Raw genomic sequence first — 17,747 nt, 5'->3', positions numbered from 1 at the left:
GACTTACCCCTTTTTCATTACTAATCAAAACTTATATTACGGTACTAACCGCGTACAGTCTCTTGGAAATGCACTTGCTTCACGAACATTCGATAAGTTTAAAAATTTATATACAAGCCGTTCTAATCCAATAGCAAACCCTCCATGCGGCGGACATCCATAGCGAAACGTATCAATATATGATTGGAAGTTTTCTACGTTTAATTCCTTTTCTCCGAAAGAACGAACTAACATATCATAATTATGAATGCGCTGCGCACCTGATGTGATTTCTAATCCTTTATACAACAAATCAAAAGAGTCTGTTACAGAAGGATTCTCTTTATTTGGCATCGTATACATGGGACGTATTTCTTTCGGATAATGAGTAATAAAGACAAAGTCACTGTTATATGTCTCTTTTACATACTTTCCAAGCAATTTTTCTCCTTCTGAATCCAAGTCACCTATTGGAGATTCTTTTCGATACTCTTTTTGTAAAATGTCTTGCGCTTCCGTAACCGTTAATTTCAGAATCTTTGTAATAACTGGTATGTCAATTTGAAGCAACTGTAATTCCTTTACACAATATTGTTGAACTTTTTCAAACATATACCGAAGTACATCCGTTTCAAGCTGCATCACTTCATAAAAATCTTCAATAAATGCAAGCTCTACGTCTAATGAAATATATTCGTTTAAATGACGAGATGAATTGTGATGTTCAGCTCGGTACACCGGTGCCACTTCAAAAACACGTTCTAATCCACCTGCAACCATCATTTGCTTATAAAATTGTGGTGATTGTGCTAAATATGCTTCTTTCTCAAAATAATGAAGCTGAAATACGTTAGCTCCACCTTCTGCTCCTTGTGAGACAATTTTCGGCGTGAAAATTCTTGTAAAATCGTTTTGAAGTAAATATTCACTAAAGGCATGGGCAAGCATTGATTTAATTGTAAAAATTGCTTGCACTCGTTCATGCCGAAGTGATAGCGTTCGAGAATGTAACATTTGATCTAAACCAACTTGCAGTTTCTTTTTATTCACTTCAAATGGAACCTGTTCTGCAGTGTTTAGAAGCTGTACATCCTCAACTAATAGTTCTACTCCAAGTTCCGTTTTATCTGTTGCAATCACTTTTCCTGTAACTTGCACAACACTTTCTACTTCTACCTTATATCCAGCCCATTCTTTTTCAAGGACACATTGCATGACACCTGTTCGATCACGGAGTAATAAAAAACTTATATTTCCTAGATGACGAATTTTCTTTACCCATCCTTTTAACACAACTGTTTCATGCGGTGTACATTCGCTGATAAGCGACCGCTTCGTTTGTTGACTCATATATTCCGCCTCCTATTTTAAATTGTATGATTGTATGTTTATTATTATCGTTGTCATCGTCGTCCACAGCCGCTCACCTCCTTCAAAGAATACAAAAATCCGCCCCTATATAAGGGACGGATTTCACCGCGGTACCACCCAAATTGTCACATTGACCACTTTTCGCCTGATAACGGTAGGTGCCGTTTACTTTTACTAGTTGTTCACGTTCAAAATAACGCTCACAGGTGTCTTTCCATCACGCTGCACCGCAATCTTCTCAGCTCACGATTGCTCTCTGTAGATCAGGTCACGATGTACTTTTCCTGCTCATCGCTTTTTTTATTTACGGAATATTCTATCCTTTTAACTTACAAAATGCAAGTTGTTTTTTTTGAATATTTTTTTAACTCACTGAACTAAGCTTGATCAACACTTTCTTATTTCCTACTTGAATTTGTTCTGCATTTTGTAATAATTCATTAAATAGCAATTGTTTCATGAGTAAATTTTCTTGCAACAACGCTTTATACTCTGTTAATACACGTTGCAGTTCATCATCACCCTGAATTTCAATATTTACACGCAAGTTCACAGGTAAATTTAGTTGTTTTCGATATTCCTGCACAGCGCGAATAAATTCTCGCGCCATTCCCTCCTGCAGCAATTCATCCGTTACATTCGTGTCAATCATGACAGTATATAATCCGTTCGTAGTATCAGCAAATCCTGCTTTCGGCACTTTTTCAACAAACACATCATCTAATGTTACAGTGACAGATTCTCCAGACAGCAATTGACATGTTGCTTGTTCACTGTTTATAAACGCAGTTACTTCTTCACTAGATAAGTTTTGCAGCCAATTATTTACCGTATTGATTTGCTTTCCGAATTTCGGTCCTGCTTGTTTAAAGTTTAGTTTTAACTGATATGACATATAACCGGCTTCGCTATGTTCGACCGTAACTTCTTTCACATTTAGTTCATCCATTACAATCTCTTTATAAGAATCCCAATCCATTTCTTGCTTCTTATGCTCAAATACAACAAGTTTTGCTAATGGCTGTTTTACTTTTAATGTATGTTGATTGCGAATACTGCGTCCGAGCTCCACTACTTGCAAAATAGCTGCCATCTCTTTTTCAAGCTGCGTATTGATAAGCGTTTCTTCAAATGCTGGATAATCTGCTAAATGGACACTGCTTCCTTCCAAATTCAAATGAATATCCTCTGCTAAAAACGGCGTAAACGGTGCAACCAACTTACTGGTTGTAACAAGTACTTCATGAAGCGTATCATATGCCGCTGCTTTTTCAGCATCCATACCAGATGCCCAAAAACGACTACGTGAACGTCTTACATACCAGTTACTTACCTCTTCAACTAATGATGCTATTTCACGAGCAGCCGTTGTAAATTGATATTCTTCTAAAGAACATCTTACTTTCTGAATCGTACTATGCAATCTTGATACTACCCATTCATCCAGCTTTGTCTTCTTTATGCTATACTTCTGTTTTGGATTGTATTCATCTAACTCTGCGTACAGTACATAAAAGCCATATACGTTTAACAATGTATCTACTAGCTTCGATTTTGCTTCCTGTACAGTTCGTTCTGAAAATCGTTTCGGATTCCACGGCGCACTATCTACAAGAAGTGCCCACCGCAACGCATCTGCTCCAAATTTCTCTACTAAATCTACTGGGTCTAACGCATTCCCTTTACTTTTTGACATCTTTTGACCATTTTCATCTAACACATGTCCAAGTGATAATACACGCTTATATGGTGCTCTGCCAGTGTACAGCGTAGACACCGCAAGTAAGCTATAAAACCAACCGCGCGTCTGATCAATTCCTTCAGCAATGACATCTGCTGGAAATTGTTCTTCAAATAACTCTTTATTTTCAAATGGATAATGATACTGTGCGAACGGCATCGAACCGCTATCAAACCAAACGTCAATAACTTCTGGCGTACGTTTCATCGTTTCACCGCATTTCGAACATTTTACTTTTACTTCATCTACATATGGCTTATGCAGTTCAATATTTCCATCTACAGCACTAGTTGCATAATTTCTTAACTCCTCAATGCTTTTCGGTGAAAATTGATGATTACACCCTTCGCACTCCCATACATTAAGCGGCGTACCCCAATATCGTTTTCGACTGATATTCCAATCAACCATATTTTCTAAAAAGTTCCCAAACCGTCCATGTTGAATATGCCCTGGGTGCCATGCAACTTCATTATTATTTTGTAAAAACTGCTCTTTTAAAGCAGTTGTTCGAATAAACCAACTCTCATTTGCGTAATACAATAGCGGTGAATCACAGCGCCAACAATGTGGATAACTATGCTCATACTTCTCCTTATGATAAAGAAGACCATGTTCAGCTAAATAGCGAACAATATCAACGTCACACTCTTTTACAAATTTTCCTTGTAAAAAAGGAACATCAGATGTATATTCTCCTTTCTCATTCACAACATTTACAAATGATAAACCATGTTCTTGGACAACTTTATAATCATCTTCCCCGTAAGCAGGCGCGATATGCACAATTCCTGTACCACTATGTGCGGTGACAAAATCAGCACTTACAATACAATGACCATTTGTCACCTCTGTAAACTGAAATGGTGGTACATAAGAAAGTCCTGTTAATTCGCTTCCCTTGTGAACAGATAACACTTTATATTCTTGCAGCAGTACCTCTTTCGCTAACTCTTTCGCAACAATATAAACGTTTTCTCTCTGCTGCGCTCGAACATATTCCATCTCTGGATGAACCGCTAACGCTACATTAGCCGGAAGCGTCCACGGAGTTGTTGTCCATCCAAGAACATACTCGTTTTCCCGATTTGCAAGCTGAAATTTAACAGTTGCACTTAAATCCTTCACTGTTTTATATCCTTGCGCTACCTCATGTGAGCTTAATGATGTTTGACAACTTGGGCAATAAGGAGAAACGCGGTGACCTTTATATAACAACCCTTTTTCGTGAATCGTTCCAAGAATATGCCAAACACTTTCGATATAAGAATTGTCTAGCGTGATATACGGCGCATTCATGTCAACCCAATAACCGATACTCTCTGTAAATTCACGCCACTGCTTTTCATACGTAAATACACTCTCTTTACATTTTGCAAGAAAGGCTTCTACACCGTACTTTTCAATATCATGTTTGCCAGAAATACCAAGCTGTTTTTCAACTCCTAGTTCTACTGGTAATCCATGTGTATCCCAACCAGCCTTACGTAACACTTTGTATCCCGTCATCGTTTTATACCTTGCGACCAAATCCTTAATTGTCCGTCCTAGCGCATGACCGACATGCGGAAGACCATTTGCAGTCGGTGGTCCTTCATAAAAAACGAAAGATTGTGCACCTTCACGATTTCGAATCGATTGCATAAAGGTATCCTGTTCATTCCATTGCTTACGAATTCGCGCTTCTCTCCTTACAGCTAATTCTTTCACATCTACCTTCTTCATCTACAATCACTCCTTATGAAATAATTAAAAGTACACAAAAAACCCGTCCCTATCTTTAGGGACGGGTTTACCCGCGCTACCACCCTACTTCTATTGATTAACCGTTCAATCAATAGCACTCAGCAACGTACAATCATACGCGTTCCTTGTAACGGTAGACAACCGTTCGAACTTACTATGTTCAGTTCGACTCCTCGGAGATGATTTTCAAATATACACCGAACACCGGCTTTCAGCAAAGTACCGGCTCTCTGGGGAACAGCGATATATTTTACTCGTTCTCGTCATCAGATTTGTATACTTTTATTAACAGTTATTGTATTCCAATAGAACATTAATTGTCAACTAATTCAGAATTTTAACTCGATCTATATTTAATTGTTACCTTTACTACCCTTTTTTATTCCGCATCTATTGGAACGTAGCATGAATATCAGAATATCGCATGGTTAAACTACTGAAAGAACTAAAACGTTTACTATCAAGAAAACATTGTACGATTCATACTTACAGTACTATATCTTAAAACGAAATGGTGGTGTTTTTATGGCAGATTTTTTAGAACCAATCGATTATGAAACAGGTACAGCAATTCAAACTTTTAACATCATCGAAACAAATGTTACTCCTGATGGATATGAAGTTCTATTGAATATTGACTTAGACAGTGGTTACGAATTAGAAAAAGTAAAAATGAAAATTACCTTTGAAGAATTAGCAGGATACGAAACAACTGATATTCATGAAGGAGTAAAATATGCTTTAGGATTTTTTCATGAATGATCACACCGACATAAAAACCTTCAGTATACTGAAGGTTTTTATGTAAAACTTAGCATTGTCGTTTTAAACAAACAGGTTTCCCATTTTGTAAGTTTTAAACCGGCTTTATCGAACGCTTGAAATAGTATATGGAAGTTTATTCTTTTAAAATTTTTGTTGTTAGTTATACACTCTAGTAGCTTGTTTTTGCCAATGTACATGTAAAACATCCGATATTCCTCCTGCAAAGTTTTATATAACCAAAGCTGCTTCATTGACCTGTTTACCCTCATGGCTTGACGTTGTTTCTTATCAAGATAGCTTATATATCTTTTCTTTACTTTCGTATGCATGGATGAAACTTGTATACATTGCCGTTTGATACGAAAGTATATATCTATAACATCAAGATTGCCCGCTTTTTTTTGCTTAAGTACGCATGAAGCATTTTCACATGCTAATTGTTCTATCTCTTCCGCTGTAAAAAACAATGACGCTTCCCGTTTCACTGCGTTTGTACAATCAGCAGAGTGAAATAGATTAAATATTCCATTCATTGCCCCAAGCGTACATCGTATCGTTCCTTTCTTTGCTTTTTCAGGCTTGAAATTTCCCTTCCACTTTTTTTCAATCAGCTCGGAAACCGATTTATACGGTGGTTGTGGTGTACCTTGAACCAACACACATAAACTTTCTCCTAAATTCAAGAATTCAGATTCTAATTCCCACCACCATTCAGAATACTCCTTATTTTCATCCCAATATAAACGCCTGCATAAATTTGGTGTAATCGTCACATATTTGCAGGCAAGAATTTGAAATCCTCTCTGCTCAAGAAACGACAGTATTTCTCGTTCTAAATTTAAGTATACTGCGTCTGGTTTGCATATTACGAACCCTATGTTGTCCCAATTCAATATCTATATCCCCCTTCCACCCTATGCAATACTATATGGCAGAAAAGGAAAATTGCTTATGCGAACATAATAATGATTATGTTCATACATACAATTCAAACTTTCAACATTATTGAAATGAATGTTAATGTTGGTGCATATAAAATCTTTTTGAATATTGATTTAGATAGCTATCACAAACCAGAAAACGTAAAAATACAAATTACCTTTGAGGAATTAGTAGGATACGAAACAACTGATATTGAGAAAGGGATAAAATATACTTTAAGATTCTTTGATAAGTAATTGTATGTTTAAAAAAGTACCACCTATTAAAGGTGATACTCATTCTTTCATGATAAAGTTATGCGCTATCCAATTAAAGAAGTTGAATGTTGAAACACAATTTCACCGTCCAACATTGTCAGTTCAACCTGTATATCCTTTATCTGTTCGTGAGGAACGTTTAGAATCGGTTTATCCAAAACAACCAAGTCTGCAATTTTCCCTACTTCGATGCTGCCTTTCATCGTTTCCTCAAAACTTGCGTACGCACCATTCCAGGTAAAGAGTTTAATTGCTTCCAAAATGCTAACACGCTGATTGGCTCCGACCTCTTGTCCGGATGAACTCAAGCGATTAACAGCGACATGAATACCAAGAAGTGGATTAGGCATGATAACCGGGCTATCGGAAGCAGCTGCAGCAATGATACCAGCATCAATAAAATCACGAAGAGGATACATATGATTTACTCGCTCACCATAGTCTCTTATATACCCTTCCCCAAAATCATAGAAGAACCCAGGATTAGGAATAGGAACTACTCCAAGCTTTTTCATGCGGATAAGCAAGTCCGGCATCGTCACCCCCGCATGTTCAATCCGATGCCGGTGATTTAACCTCGGATGCTTTTCCAGCGCACGTTCCATGCAAGTAAGCAGCATATCAATTGCTCGATCTCCCTGTGCATGTGCCGTAATTTGAAACCCTTTTTCGTGTGCTTCTCCCAATATTTCATCCAATTGCTCCTGACTATAGTAGAGAATTCCGCAATCATTTGGATTACTTGTGTAGGGTTCCCTCGTTGCAATTGTCGGACCAGTGCTGGCACCGTCCGTAAATACCTTTGCAGGACCAATTCGAAACCACTCGTTACCCATCCCTGACAAAATACCGGCATCTATCATTTTCTTAATGTAATTTTCAGGATGGTTTAGTTCACAGATCATAGCATAAATCCGTGTCTTCACAGCCCCAGAAGCAACCGCTTTTTGCATCGCTCTGAAGACGGGAGCACCGTATGAGCCGGCATCATGAATACTCGTTATTCCTAATTTAACAAACTCATTACTAGCTAGCGTAAGCCCCTTAATCAGTTCCTCTTCGGAAAATTGCGCGAGTGCATACATACTCATATGAGCAGTTTCATATAACTGTCCGTTAAGATCACCGTTTTTATCCCGTCCGATGATTCCGCCCTCCGGATCAGGGGTATTTTTTGACAAACCGGCCAATTTCAGTGCTTTACTGTTTACTACAGAAATGTGACCGCAAGTACGTCCAACGATAATTGGATGCTCTGTGGAAATCTCGTCAAGCTCCCATCTCGTAGGAAAACGCTTTTCTTCAATTATATTTTCATTAAATCCCCATGCCCGAATCCACTTTCCTTTAGGTATCCGTTCCGCCTCTGCTTTCCCCTTTTCCAAAAGATCACCCAAAGATATCAAATGCATCTCTTTGAAATCAATACCGAGCTTATTCGTTCCAATAACCGCCATATGCAAATGAGAATCAATAAAACCAGGTAGTAAACTCTTTCCTTCCAAATTTATGACATGCGTGTTGTCATGAATGTAATTCTTTATTTCCTCGTTTGTACCAACCGCAATAATTCTGTTCCCTTTGACTGCGACCGCTTCTGAAATTCTGTTTTTCTCATCAACTGTAATTACTTCACCGTTTAAAAACACACTATCCGCCATTTTAAATCCTCCTTAAATCGTTGTTTTTGTCTCTTCTTTCTGAACAATCGACCGATGACCGTCTTCAAAATTGATATGACAATAAATTTAATTTTAAATTAAGAAAATTCAGAATAAAAAATGTAAACAAGTGCATTTCTGATAAATGTACTTGTTTACATTGTAGCATTTCGAAGTTTTTATTGTCTTATTAATTTAGGTTAAACCTATTCAAGTTCCGCTACTGCTTTTTTTATTGTTTTGACGATAAATTCAAAGTCTTCTTCTGTAATGTTTAACGGTGGAGCGAGCATGAGTACATTGTTATATCCTGCAACCGTATCACCATTTTTACCAATGATCAATCCTTGCTTTTTGCAAGCTTCAATCACAGTATTAACTTTCTTTATATCTGCAGGCTGTTTCGTTTCTTTATCTTCGACGAGCTCAATCCCTATTAAAAAACCTTTGCCCCGTACATCACCGACATATGGATAGTTTGTTAATTCTGATAATTCTTCAAGGAAACGTTCACCTAAAACTCTTGCATTTTCAATGAGTCCTTCTCGTTCCATTATCTCAAGATTTTTGAACGCAACTGCACAGCTCGCCGGGTGTCCGCCAAATGTATTGACATGACGAAGGTGATCATATTCTTCCGTCCCTTTAAACGCTTCATAAATGTCTTTTCTTACAGCGGTTGCTGATAATGGAAGATAAGAACTTGTTAGTCCTTTTGCCATTGTGACAATGTCTGGTTTCACACCATAATGCATAAATCCAAATTTTTCTCCTGTTCTACCAAAGCCGCAAATTACTTCATCCACAATAAGAAGTACACCATGCTTTTCACAAATTGTTTTTACCTTCTTCATATAGTCTTCAGGTGGCATAAGTACACCGCCGCCGCTAATAATCGGCTCCATAATGACTCCAGCAATTGTTTCTTTTAATTCCCACGTAATGACACGATCGATTTCTTCAGCAAACTTAAGGTTTTCTTCTTTCGTATGACGATAAGAATCAGGTGGCGTGACATGTAAAAAACCTTGTCCTAACGGTTCATATTTATACTTACGCTGTGCTTGTCCCGTTGCAGCAAGAGCTCCCATTGAATTACCGTGGTAAGCGCGATAACGTGAAATAAATTTATAGCGATTGTGTTCACCGGACTGCTGATGATACTGGCGAGCAATTTTAAAAGCTGTTTCATTTGCTTCAGAACCACTATTGGAGAAGAAAATGACGTATTCATCACCAAGCCATTCATTTAACTTCTCTGCTAATTGAATAGCTGGTATGTGACTTTGGGATAACGGAAAATATGGAACATCTAAAAGCTGTTGATAAGCTGCTTCCGCAAGCTCTTTGCGGCCATATCCAACATTCACACTCCACAAACCAGACATGCCATCTAAATAACAATTCCCTTCAATATCAGTTATTTTCGACCCTTTTGCATCTGTAACAATCATTGAAGAAGCAGCTGCATTATAACGACGCATTGCATGCCAAACGTATTGCTCATCTTTTTTTACGAAATCTTGTCGTTGATCAACTTTTTGCATAGTTATTCCCCTTCCTTTCATACTGAGCCGTTAACATTTTTTTTCTTGTGTAAAATTCAACACCATCTTTTCCATTTGCGTGCAGGTCACCATAGAAAGAATTTTTATAGCCTGAAAATGGAAAGAACGCCATTGGTGCAGGAACTCCTAGATTGATACCAAGCATTCCGGAATCAATTTCTTCACGAAATTCACGGATCGCACTCGCACTGTCAGTATACAAACATGCGCCATTTGCAAACTCAGACTTATTTGTAAGTTCAATTGCTTCCTCTAAAGTTTTTACTCGAACAATCGATAACACAGGAGCAAAAATTTCATCTTGCCAAATTTTCATTTCAGGTTGGACATGATCAAAGATCGTCGGGCCAACAAAGTATCCTTTTTCATTCCCTTCATCTTTTCTTCCATCCCGAATAAGAGAAGCACCCTCCTTTTCACCTAATTCAATGTAATGAATTGTACGCTTTTTATGTGACTCACGAATGACTGGCCCAAGGAATACGCCTTCATCCATGCCATTTCCTATTTTAATTTCATCAGCAGCTTTTTTGAGTCGACTGATTAATTCATCTGCAACATCTCCAACGGCAACGACAACTGAAGCTGCCATACAGCGTTCGCCTGCAGATCCAAATGCAGCACCGATAATATTGCTTACAGCGTTTTCTAAATCCGCATCCTGCATGACAATCGAATGATTTTTTGCCCCTGCAAGCGCTTGTACGCGTTTGCCGTTGGCTGCTGCTGTTTTGTATACATACTCAGCGACAGGTTGAGAACCAACAAAAGATACTGCCTTCACATCCTTATTTTCAAGAATGCCATTCACCACATCATGTGCACCATGCACAATATTTAATACACCATCTGGTAGACCTGCTTCTTGAAACAATTCAGCTAAGCGATTAGCCAACAATGGTGTTCTTTCAGATGGTTTTAATATAAACGTATTTCCGCATGCAATCGCAAGTGGAAACATCCAGCATGGAACCATCATCGGAAAGTTAAACGGCGTTATTCCGCCAATTACTCCGATTGGATAACGATACATCCCTGATTCAATACCAGTAGCAATATCAGGAAGTTGTTCTCCCATCATTAAAGTTGGTACACCTGCAGCAAATTCAACACATTCAATCCCCCGTTGTACTTCACCGTAAGCTTCTCTATAACTTTTTCCGTTCTCTAGAGTAATAAGTCGGGCCAATGCCTCCCAGTTTTCAACTAATAACTGTTGGTAGCGAAATAGAATACGAGCACGTCGAGGCACAGCAATTTTTCTCCATGTTTTAAAGGCTTCTTTAGCGGTTGCGACAGCTCTATCTAAATCTTCTCTAGTCGAAAGCGGTACACGAGCAATAACCTCTCCCGTTGCTGGATTTTGTACCTCTTCAACCTGTTTACTTGTAGATTCTATCCATTGTCCGCCAATGTAGTTTTTTAATGTTTGTACGCTGTTAGTTACTACCATAGGGAAAACCTCCTGTTCTGAAATAACGATTCTGTACATTTATTATATCTGAACGGGAAAGCGCTTTCAGTAGACAGTATGTAAACTTATTTATAAAATAATCACTACATTTTGGTGATATCCAATCTATTTATTTACAACTAGTCCAAAGAAAGAAAACATAGCGTAAAGTGCTCAACATACTTTATTACGATTCAGAAGTAGATACATATTCATAGGCAGTGATGGCAAATTCTATCGCTTGTCGTTTATGGAAATCCATAAAATCTTCACCTAAGAGCTCATTTAATTTTTGAAGTCGTTGGTAAAGAGTCTGCCGAACGATATATAAATTTGTTGCTGTTTCTTGCTTAGAGCCATTGCACTTAAGGTAAGTTTTTAATGTTTCCATTAGTTTTCCGTTATTTTGCTGGTCATAAATGAGTACAGGGCCTAAATAATCGGAGATAAAATCATCCAGATCTCCTTGTTCGTTAACTATCGACACTAAACGAAAGATATGTAAATCGTCATAAAAACAGCTCATATGTCCTTTTGGCATGTTCTCCTGAATGATTAATGATTCTTGTGCCGTGTGATAGCTCTTTTTTACATGGCTTAATTTATCTATAAATTTTCCGACACCAAATTGGATTTGACCCACCTTGTATTTTTCCATTAATTCTGTTTTTTGCAAATGGTCGATTCCCGCTTCGATTCTACGTTTCCAATCACTCATTTTCCGCTTGTTCAGCAATATGAAAATCATTTGATTCTTCCTTACAGTAGCTAAAAGAAGGAAACCCTGCTGTTCAAATATAGAACGAAAGAGTATTTTTAAATAAGTGAAACCCGAGCTTTTTGGGTCATAGTCATCGATTTTACAGAGTAACACAATACAACCGTTTACTTTGAGATTAGGCTCAAGCTCAGTAATGTATCTATGAATTCGCTCTTCACTATGCGCCCCATCGAGCCATCTTTGAATCCATTCCGTTTCATCAGCCTTCCTTCGTTCTTCAACATATAACTCACGTAATAGGTTTTGCGCCAATGCTATGGCACTTCGGTCTACTATAAGTGATTCAAATCCATTTATTTCAGATTCTGAAACGACGAAGAGGTCTCCAAATTTTTGATCTAAAGCTTGTATGGATTGACAAAAAATAGTTACATCCTTTTGCACATTATCTTCTCTTAAAAATTTAATGATTTTCTCTTGTTCATCATGCGTTTTTTCGGAAATAATTTGGATTTCACCTTCTTTTGAACGGTACAATACTGTCATTTTTAAATAATCATGTAACAGCTGCAAGATTTTTGATTGTGAGTTAGATGTAAGGAGCAGCCGATTTAACTGATGTGAATAGTCTTCTAAATCTGAAATCATTTGATAGTGTTTTTTCAATAAAAGAGTATGTACATCTTGTGTAATATCAACAAACCGTACTTCATGATAGAAAACGATTAATGGGAAATCGTGACAATCGGCTAATTCTATAATTTCTTGTGGCACGTCAGTCATATACATTCCTAATTCAATACAAAGTCCCGCAGCATTCGCATCAATAAATTCTTTAATTAATGAAAGAAAAACTTCTTTATCTCCGTTCCATCCAACTCCTGTAGAAAGGATAAGTTCATTTCCGTTTAAGAGATTTCCAATTCGAGGTATTTCCATAATATGTAGCCACTTTACCGTTCGGCAAAGGCCGGCTTTCCCTGCTATCACTTTCGCATTTTGAAAATGCCTATGCTTTAAGATTTCCTTTACTGATAAATTAACCCCTGTATTCATTTTATCGTACACCTCTTTAGAGTTTAGAAACATTAATTCTAATAATATTTTATTTGAAAATTCAAAATTACACAAAGTACAAAAAACTAAATACAGGTAATTTTCCCTTGCTCAAGTTTTCTCATAACCCCTGCTTAATATGACATATGTCATATACAACACTTTATAAATATTGTAATTTATAAAGTGTTGTATAGCATAATAAGTATTTTATATAAAACTAGATTGGTATTATACTTGTTATGACATTTTGTAACAAAATGCTATAGGACATCATATAAGTACGTTGACAAGACTTTTTTATAAAAAAGTTTGTATGTGATAACTAGAAAAACGAACTATATTTGGAGGATTAGTATGAAGTACGAGATTATAATATTTGATGCAGATGAGACTCTATTTGATTTTAAAAAATCTGAAAAATATGCTCTTAAAAATACTATGCTTGCGTTTAATATAGAATATGATGAAAATCATCATTTAAAAGTATACAAGGATATAAATACAGCTATATGGAAAGAGCTTGAGGATGGACTTATTACTCAGAAAAAATTAAGTGTTGAAAGATTTAAACGGTTATCAAATACATTAAATGCTGAATTTGATGAAGTTGAATTTGCACAATTATATATGAAACATTTATCTTATGCATCTTTCTTATACGATGAGAGTATAGACCTTGTAGAAAGTCTGCATAAAGATTATAGACTTATTATAATTACCAATGGTCTTAAAGATGTTCAAGATCATAGAATAAGAAAATCTATTATAGCAAAATACTTTGAAGATATCGTAGTTTCTGAGGATGTTGAGGCATCAAAGCCAGACCCTAAAATATTTGAACACGCTTTAAACAATATACAGCATACTAACAAGAGCAAGGTATTGATGGTAGGAGATAGCTTAACTTCTGATATACAAGGCGGGATCAATTTTGGTATAGATACGTGTTGGTTTAACCCTAATAAAATTGTAAATACATTAGAACTCAAACCTACTTATGAGATTTCAAATTTGATGGAGCTTAAAAATATACTAAAAAAATAGATTTATTAAGACAGCGGTTGTCTCAAAATGATTGAAAACTCGTTTTGAGTACAACCTTTTTCATTTTATCAAATTAATCTAGGTTTACTAATTAGCTGAAATGTTATAAATAAAAAAGAGAAAGAAATTGATAAACACTAAATTCCCTTCTCTTTCACATCCTCTACATCTCCTCAGGCGCTTCCATCCCAAGCAAACGTAAACCTTCTTTTAATACAATTTCAACCGCATATACGAGTGCAAGTCGACTTTCTTTCTCTGCATTTTCTTCTAAAATACGAATGTTACCATAATATTTATTAAACGCCTGCGCCACGTCTAGTAAATATTTTGCAATCTGAGATGGCTCGTATTTTACAAAAGCTGTTTCAATGACTTGCGGAAAGCGATTTAACAATTTTATCACTGTCCAGCTTATATCATCTGTTAACTGTAATTCTTGTTTCTCAATATCTATATCGCTTTTTTTCAATAGCGAACAAGTACGGGCATGTGTGTATTGTACGTATGGTCCTGTTTCTCCTTCAAATTTCAACATATTTTCAAGTGAAAATTCGATGTTATGCATGCGTTCGTTTTTCAAATCGTGGAAAATAATTGCCCCAACACCGACTTGCTTTGCTACTTCATCTTTCTTCTTTAAGTTAGGATTTTTCTCTTCAATATTTTGTTTCGCTAGCATAATTGCTTCTTCTAGCACTTCTTCTAATAAAACAACTCTTCCTTTACGAGTAGACATTTTCTTACCATCTTTTAAAATAAGTCCGAATGGAACGTGCGACATACCTTCTACCCACTCAAATCCTAATTTCTTTAATACAGTGAAAAATTGTGAAAAATGCAAGCTTTGTTCTTCTCCAACGACATACAGTGCTTTATCAAATGCATACGTGTTTTGACGATATAATGCAGCTGTTAAATCACGCGTTGCATAAATAGTAGCACCATCTGACTTTTTAATTAAACATGGCGGCATTCCTTCTGCTTCTAAATTGACCACTTGTGCTCCGTCTGATTCTTCTAATAAACGGTGTTCTTCTAGAAGCGAAACGAGATCATCCATCTTATCATTATAAAATGCCTCGCCTTGAAAATTCGAGAATTCTACGCCAAGCAGTTCGTAAATACGAGAGAACTCTTTTAAAGATTCATGACGAAACCAATTCCATAAATATACCGCTTCTTGGTTTTCATCTTCTAATTTTTTAAACCAAGCACGTCCTTCCTCTTCTAACTCTGGATATTCTTTTACTTCTTCATGAAAACGTACGTATAACTTAAATAGCTCACGAATCGGATCTTCTTTGACAAGTTCTTCATCGCCCCATTTTTTATAAGCGGTAATAAGTTTCCCAAACTGCGTTCCCCAGTCACCGACGTAGTTAATGCCAACGACTTCGTAACCACACTTTTCACATATATGTTTTAATGCATTTCCAATCATTGTAGAACGTAAATGCCCCATCGAAAATGGCTTAGCTATATTAGGAGATGAATAATCAATTACAACTGTTTTTTCTTGCCCAAAGTGCAGCTGCCCATATTCTTCTTTTTCGTCTAGTATTGCATTTAACACTTCATTACTTACAGTTTGGCGATCGAAGAACACATTTACATATGGTCCAACCACTTCTACTTTTGTAAAAAATGGGTGAGATAATTTATCTGCTAGTTCCTGCGCAATAACTGCTGGTGCTTTTTTATATTGTTTTGCCAATGTGAAACAAGGAAAGGCTGCATCTCCAAATTCATCTTGCTTTGGTGTTTCAATTAAAGCGGCAATTTGTTGTAATGATAAAATTGGTTCTAATACATCGAATACATGCTGTGCAAACTTCATTTTATATTCCATCAGTATCTTCCTCCTTTTTATCAATAAAAAAACTCGCCTCTTTTCTAAAAAAGAGACGAGTTTACACCCGTGGTACCACCCTTGTTGTTCATAACGAACCACTTTCCCGTTTATAACGAGGTTAGGGAGCCCCGGCTTACTCTACTATACCGTTCAAGCAGCATCTCCGAAGTGCGCTTCATTATTTTCTCTGCACTAGGCTTTCACCATCCCTAGCTCGCTATCGCTTCTGAAAATAATTACTCTCTTCATCCAAGATTTTCTATGCAATTGATTATAGTCCATTATACATATTATCTGACAATTAGCAAGTTTCAATTACACCAAAGTGAAATTTAGAGCTTTTTCGTTTATATACAAAGAAGTTATGTTTTTCAAAACGTGTACTACGAAAATGATCTTTTAACACAACCCGCTTTCGTGCTACACGCTTAGCCTCTTTAATTGTTTCATCCGTAATATCGTTGTACAATGCAAAATGTTTTAAACCACGAATACCGTCTGATTCTAATACTGTTTCTTCAAACATAGGATCTAAATATACTACATCGTAGCTATGATCTGCACATTGTTGCAAAAAAGATAAATGCTCCGTATGCTTTACTGTAATTCGCTGCATTGCTTCGTTAATTTCTGTTACACCTGCATCCCATTGCTCAAGACCTTTTCCTATCAAATATGCCATATAGCGGTTGCCTTCTAATCCAGTGACTTGTCCCGCTTCTCCTACAGCATAACTTGCCACAATGCTATCAGATGCCATACCAAGTGTGCAATCTAATACCATCATCCCTTTTTCTAGCTTCGCGGCTTGTAGAAATGGATCATGTTCACCGCGCATTAATCGCTTCACACGAAACATTGCCGAATTTGGATGAAAAAAGAACGATTCTTCCGTTCCTTGCGGGTAAATCGCTAATCGATTTTTCCCAGTAACAAGTATATCTTGTTTATATTGCTCATGTAATTCATAAATAGGACGGTCATTTCTCATAAAAAAAGAACATTGTAAATCTGCCGCTATTTTTTCAGCATATGCTGTCATCTCTTTACTTGTTCGCCCTGCTGTCGTTACAATCATTCTGTCACCTCATTATAAAGAAAAAGGGAGAAAATCTCTCCCTTTTTAGCAATGCTTTTCAAAAGCTTGTTCTAAGTTATTAATAATCTCTTCCATTGTTGCACCTTCAATTTCATGACGGTGAATAAAATGAACGACTTCTTTCCCTTTTAATAGTGCCATAGATGGTGAAGATGGCGGGATATCATCAAAGTAAGAGCGCATCATTGCTGTTGCTTCTTTATCTTGACCTGCAAATACAGTTACAAGATTGTCAGGTTGCTTTTCAGAACGTACAACCGCTTGACCAGCTGATGGGCGTGCTAAACCTGCCGCACAACCACAAACAGAGTTTACAACAACTAATGTTGTCCCTTCTGTATTTTCCATGTATTCTTGTACTTCTTCTGCTGTTGTTAATTCTTTAAATCCCGCGCGTACTAACTCTTGGCGCATTGGAATTACCATTTGACGCATGTATTCTTCGTATGCATTTGTCATGTTACTTATCTCTCCTTCAACTTTCAT

Annotated in this window: 12 protein-coding genes and 3 other annotated features; of the genes, 2 read left to right on the top strand and 10 right to left on the bottom strand. The window is 36.8% G+C overall.

All coding sequences use genetic code 11. From position 1 onward, the window contains the following. Window positions 1–36: 36 nt before the first annotated feature. Both aspS and ileS read right to left on the bottom strand, forming a co-directional pair. Entirely contained in the window at window positions 37–1,329 is a 1,293-nt protein-coding gene (aspS, locus tag AB1284_RS08465; protein ID WP_429750184.1) for an aspartate--tRNA(Asn) ligase, read from the bottom strand. A 109-nt stretch (window positions 1,330–1,438) separates the two neighbouring features. Further along, window positions 1,439–1,651 (bottom strand) — a binding site (T-box leader). A 63-nt stretch (window positions 1,652–1,714) separates the two neighbouring features. Beyond that, complete coding sequence (gene ileS / locus AB1284_RS08460) at window positions 1,715–4,816, bottom strand: isoleucine--tRNA ligase (protein ID WP_429750186.1); 3,102 nt, start codon at window positions 4,814–4,816, stop codon at window positions 1,715–1,717. Window positions 4,817–4,870: 54 nt separating this feature from the next. After that, window positions 4,871–5,113: a binding site (T-box leader), on the bottom strand. Window positions 5,114–5,362: 249 nt separating this feature from the next. Here ileS and AB1284_RS08455 point away from each other — a divergent pair. Further along, on the top strand, window positions 5,363–5,599 hold the full coding sequence (locus AB1284_RS08455) for a hypothetical protein (RefSeq protein ID WP_429750187.1): 237 nt from the start codon (window positions 5,363–5,365) through the stop codon (window positions 5,597–5,599). A 38-nt stretch (window positions 5,600–5,637) separates the two neighbouring features. Here the strand turns inward: AB1284_RS08455 and AB1284_RS08450 are convergent, their stop codons facing one another. The 5 genes from AB1284_RS08450 to AB1284_RS08430 form a co-directional block, all read right to left on the bottom strand. Next, on the bottom strand, window positions 5,638–6,495 hold the full coding sequence (locus AB1284_RS08450; RefSeq protein ID WP_429750188.1) for a nucleoside-diphosphate kinase: 858 nt from the start codon (window positions 6,493–6,495) through the stop codon (window positions 5,638–5,640). Window positions 6,496–6,845: 350 nt separating this feature from the next. Beyond that, entirely contained in the window at window positions 6,846–8,462 is a 1,617-nt protein-coding gene (locus AB1284_RS08445) for an amidohydrolase (protein ID WP_429750189.1), read from the bottom strand. A 206-nt stretch (window positions 8,463–8,668) separates the two neighbouring features. Further along, window positions 8,669–10,009, bottom strand: coding sequence for an aspartate aminotransferase family protein (locus AB1284_RS08440; protein WP_429750190.1), 1,341 nt, complete (start codon window positions 10,007–10,009; stop codon window positions 8,669–8,671). Further along, entirely contained in the window at window positions 9,996–11,483 is a 1,488-nt protein-coding gene (locus AB1284_RS08435) for a CoA-acylating methylmalonate-semialdehyde dehydrogenase (RefSeq protein WP_429750191.1), read from the bottom strand. The genes AB1284_RS08440 and AB1284_RS08435 overlap by 14 nt, the downstream gene beginning before the upstream one ends. A gap of 187 nt (window positions 11,484–11,670) precedes the next feature. Further along, window positions 11,671–13,260 carry a PucR family transcriptional regulator gene (locus AB1284_RS08430; protein ID WP_429750192.1) on the bottom strand — a complete coding sequence of 530 codons (1,590 nt, stop codon included), beginning with the start codon at window positions 13,258–13,260 and terminating at the stop codon, window positions 11,671–11,673. 357 nt (window positions 13,261–13,617) lie between these two features. On the opposite strand from AB1284_RS08430, the gene AB1284_RS08425 reads away from it, so the two are divergent. Further along, a complete protein-coding gene (locus AB1284_RS08425; protein ID WP_429750193.1) occupies window positions 13,618–14,307 on the top strand; it encodes a YjjG family noncanonical pyrimidine nucleotidase in 690 nt (229 codons plus the stop codon). Window positions 14,308–14,470: 163 nt separating this feature from the next. On the opposite strand, the gene argS is transcribed toward AB1284_RS08425, so the two are convergent. From argS to AB1284_RS08410, 3 genes are all read right to left on the bottom strand, one after another. Further along, window positions 14,471–16,159, bottom strand: a complete 1,689-nt coding sequence (argS, locus tag AB1284_RS08420; protein ID WP_429750194.1) for an arginine--tRNA ligase — start codon at window positions 16,157–16,159, stop codon at window positions 14,471–14,473. Between the two features lie 48 nt (window positions 16,160–16,207). After that, window positions 16,208–16,423, bottom strand: a binding site (T-box leader). A gap of 40 nt (window positions 16,424–16,463) precedes the next feature. Next, window positions 16,464–17,240: a class I SAM-dependent methyltransferase gene (locus AB1284_RS08415; protein ID WP_429750195.1), complete on the bottom strand. Its 777-nt coding sequence runs from the start codon at window positions 17,238–17,240 to the stop codon at window positions 16,464–16,466. Between the two features lie 45 nt (window positions 17,241–17,285). Continuing rightward, window positions 17,286–17,720, bottom strand: coding sequence for a BrxA/BrxB family bacilliredoxin (locus AB1284_RS08410; RefSeq protein ID WP_429750196.1), 435 nt, complete (start codon window positions 17,718–17,720; stop codon window positions 17,286–17,288). Window positions 17,721–17,747: the final 27 nt, after the last annotated feature.

The organism is Bacillus sp. S2(2024) (assembly GCF_050474045.1).
Classification (GTDB): Bacteria; Bacillota; Bacilli; order Bacillales; family Bacillaceae_G; genus Bacillus_A; species Bacillus_A yunxiaonensis.
Note: the sequence above shows the minus strand (reverse complement) of the source record. Positions and strands in the feature narration are given on the sequence as shown.